Genomic DNA, 3774 nt, shown 5'->3' with positions numbered 1-3774 from the left:
CAGCGGTCCGGGTCCTTTCTTCGCAGAAATTTTAGGTGTACTGCGAGGCGCACCTGCGGTAGCGGGTGAGCACTCCGCCGTCGTCCTGCCCTGCGGGGAGGTCGACGGCGTCGGGCGCCCATTGCGGAAATTTCCCGGTGAGTGCCGCAGCAGCCTGGCGTGCGGCGCCGTCGGCCACGTATTCCCCGGGACGCGGCACAGTGACCTCGATTCCCAGCAGCTGCGCTGCCGCCTCCTGCACGGCCGCGGACTGTGCCCCGCCGCCCACCAGGATGATCCGCCTGGCCTCCACTCCCTGCTGCTGGAGGGCTGCCAGCCCATCCGCCAGCGAACAAACCACGCCTTCGACCGCGGCGCGTGCCAGATTTGCAGGGGTGTAGTTACGGCGGGTAATCCCGTGCAGGGAACCTGTTGCGTCCGGCAGGTTTGGCGTGCGCTCGCCGTCGAAATACGGCACCAGGGTCAGGCCCCCGGCACCGCTTTCGGCGGACAGTGCCAGCTCGGTGAACTCCGGCAGGCTGACGTCCAGCAGGGCTGCGGTGGCATCAAAAATCCGGGTGGCGTTGAGCGTGCACACCAGCGGCAGGTAATTGCCGGCGGCATCGGCGAACCCTGCCACCAACCCGGACGGATCGGCGGCCGGTGTACCTGAGACGGCAAACACTGTTCCGGAGGTGCCCAGCGACATCACCACATCGCCTACGCCCGCACCAACCCCCAGCGCCGCTGCCGCGTTGTCCCCGGCCCCCGCCGCCACGAGGGCGCCGGCGGGAGTCTTGCCAGCGACGTCCAGCGGGCCCAGCACTTCGGGCAGCAACGGGACGTGCCCCAGTGAAGACTCCAGTACGTCCGGAAGGTACCGGCCCGCCCCCGTCGAATAATAGCCCGTACCGGAGGCGTCCGACCGATCGGTGGTTAATGCCTCGAGGCTTCCCGGTCCGCTGCCCTCGCTGTAGCCCAGAAGCCGCCAGGTCAGCCAATCGTGCGGCAGGCAGACCGCAGCAACCTGCGCCGCGTTCTCCGGCTCATTGGCGGCCAGCCAGTGCAGCTTCGTGAGCGTGAGCGACGCTACCGGAACGGTGCCCGTGGCACCGGCCCAGTAGCTGGCGCCGGCGGCAGGGTCACCGCTACCCGCGGTCCGGATCAGCTCCAGGGCGGCGCTGGCACTGCGCGTGTCATTCCACAAGAGCGCCGGCCGGATCACCCTGCCGTCGCTGTCCAGGCAGACCATGCCGTGCTGCTGGCCCGCGACCGAAACCGCCGCTACGTCGTCCAGTCCGCCGGCCTTTGTGATCGCCTCCTGCAAAGCTGCCCACCAGTGATCCGGGTGGACTTCGGTCCCCTCCGGGTGGCTGGCCCTGCCTTCGCGGACCAGTGCACCAGTGTCCGCATCACGGATCACCACTTTGCAGGACTGCGTGGAGCTGTCGATGCCTGCTACGAGTGCCATGTTCAGCGGGCGTTCAGGAGGTGTTCGATGGCGAGCTGGTTGAGGCGGACGAACGCGAAGGAGCGTTCGGCGGCCTTGTCGGCGTCGAAGTCTTCGAATGCGGTGGTGTCGTTGAGCAGGTCGGTGGCGGTTTCGCCGGCGGCGAGGGTGGGTTCGCCGAGTTCGAAGACGCCGGAGGCGGCGAGGGCTTCCTGGACCTGGGGGTCGGCGCGGAAGGCCAGTGCGCGTTCTTTGAGGAGCAGGTACGTGGCCATGTTGGCTTTGGCGGATTCCCAGACGCCGTCGTAGCCGTCGGTGCGGGAGGGTTTGTAGTCGAAGTGCCGCGGGCCCTGGTAGCGGGGGCCGCCGTTGGGGAAGCCGTTTTCGAGCAGGTCGACGGTGAAGAACGCGCTGGTCAGGTCGCCGTGGCCGAAGACGAGGTCCTGGTCGTACTTGATGCCGCGCTGGCCGTTGAGGTCGATGTGGAAGAGCTTGCCGGCCCAGAGGGCCTGGGCGATGCCGTGGGTGAAGTTCAGCCCGGCCATCTGCTCGTGCCCGGTTTCAGGGTTCAGGCCCACAATGTCGCCGTGTTCGAGCTGGGCGATGAAGGCCAGGCCGTGCCCGACGGTGGGCAGGAAGATATCACCGCGGGGTTCGTTGGGCTTGGGCTCGAGTGCGATCCGGAGGTTGTAGCCCTTGTCCTTAATGTACGCGGCGGCGGTGTCCACGCCCTCGCGCATCCGGTCCAGGGCCGCGGAAAGGTCCTTGGACCCGTCGTATTCGCTGCCTTCACGACCGCCCCACATCACAAACGTCTCGGCGCCGAACTCGGCAGCGGAGTCAATGTTGCGCAGGACCTTGGACAGGGCAAAGCGGCGGATGGAGCGGTCATTGGAGGTGAACCCGCCGTCCTTGAACACCGGGTGGCTGAACAGGTTGGTGGTCACCATCGGGACCTTCAGCCCGGTCTCGGCCAGGGCCGCCTTGAAGTTCTTCAGGATCAGCTCCCGCTCCGAGGCCGTGGCCTCAAAGGGAACCAGGTCATTGTCATGGAAGGTGATGCCGTACGCGCCCAGCTCGGCCAGCCGGTGCACCGCCTCCACCGGATCCAACGCCGCGCGGGTAGCAACACCGAACGGGTCAGCACCGGTCCAGCCAACAGTCCACAGACCAAAGGTGAACTTATCAGCGGGGGTCGGGGAAAGAGTCATGATGCGTCCTTGCACTAGTGGTATCGCCGCCAATCCGGCAGATAGTTTATTGCTTGAACTATATCGGTAGGCATATGGTGGGTCAACAGCAGCGGCGATCGCGCCCGGTGCTGCCGTTTGTTCCTATCTACATTCCGCTGCTTTGACTTGTTGCGGTAGGCAGATATCGCTTGACTGTGTCCTGTTGGCACCCGTCAGCATGAAAGGGATACTCGTACAAATTGACGCGAATAAACTGCGGGTTCTGGCGCCGCGGCAAGGAGACATGCAGTGTTACGGATGGGAATTCTGGGCGCAGCGGGTATCGCGCCTGCGGCGGTCATCCGGCCCGCCAGTCGGCGGACCGACGTCGAGGTCGTCGCGGTAGCCTCCCGTCGTAAAGAGTCAGCACGCCAGTTCGCAGAGCGCCACCGGATTGACCGTTTCTACGGCGATTACTTCGCTTTGTTATCCGACCCCGGAGTTGATTTGGTCTATATTGCGCTGCCACCCTCCGAGCACGCAAAGTGGTCGATCGCCGCTCTGGAAGCAGGAAAGCACGTGCTCTGCGAGAAACCTTTTGCGATGAATGCTGATGAGGCTGCCCTAATGCTGGAAGCTGCGCAATCGACGGGTTACCGGCTCATCGAAGCCTTCCATGACCGCTATCATCCCCTAAGCGCTGAACTTGATGCCGTTAAAGCCTCCGGCGGGCTTGGGGAGATTTTGACACTGCGCGCAGACTTTTCCAGCTCGAATCCGTTCGATCCCGCGTCGCTGCGGCACGACCCACGATTGGGAGGCGGATCGCTGATGGACCTCGGTTGCTACCCGGTTCACTGGGTGCGGGCATTCATGGGCGAAGAACCAACGGTAGTCCGAGCCAGCGGGTCTCTCAATCCCCTTGGCGCCGACCTCAGCGTAGCGGCCGACCTCCAGTTTCCCTCAGGAGCAAAAGCGCTCATCACAACAGCAATGGTGGAAGAGCCCGGGCATCTGAACTTGTCCCTTGAAGTGCTCGGTACCGAAGGAGAACTGGTGGTCAAAAACCTGGTCTTCCCTTCCAAAGGGCACTCCATCACCCAGAGCAATAACGGGCTGGACCGCACGTGGACTGTACGAGGGTTTGAGACTTACGACCATCAACTGGAGGCC

At 64.4% G+C, this 3774-nt stretch carries 3 protein-coding genes; 1 reads left to right on the top strand and 2 read right to left on the bottom strand.

Going from position 1 to position 3774, the window contains the following annotated elements; translation table 11 throughout:
* Positions 1-31: 31 nt before the first annotated feature.
* Complete coding sequence (xylB, locus tag AC5RWX_RS31290) at positions 32-1450, bottom strand: xylulokinase (protein ID WP_494100086.1); 1419 nt, start codon at positions 1448-1450, stop codon at positions 32-34.
* Positions 1451-1452: 2 nt separating this feature from the next.
* Complete coding sequence (xylA, locus tag AC5RWX_RS31285) at positions 1453-2640, bottom strand: xylose isomerase (RefSeq protein WP_494100085.1); 1188 nt, start codon at positions 2638-2640, stop codon at positions 1453-1455.
* 279 nt (positions 2641-2919) lie between these two features.
* On the opposite strand from xylA, the gene AC5RWX_RS31280 reads away from it, so the two are divergent.
* Positions 2920-3774 (top strand): Gfo/Idh/MocA family protein (locus AC5RWX_RS31280; protein ID WP_494100084.1); only part of this gene is annotated, 855 nt, incomplete at its 3' end.

The sequence above is a fragment of the Arthrobacter sp. SPT-J7 genome (assembly GCF_059089965.1).
Note: the sequence above shows the minus strand (reverse complement) of the source record. Positions and strands in the feature narration are given on the sequence as shown.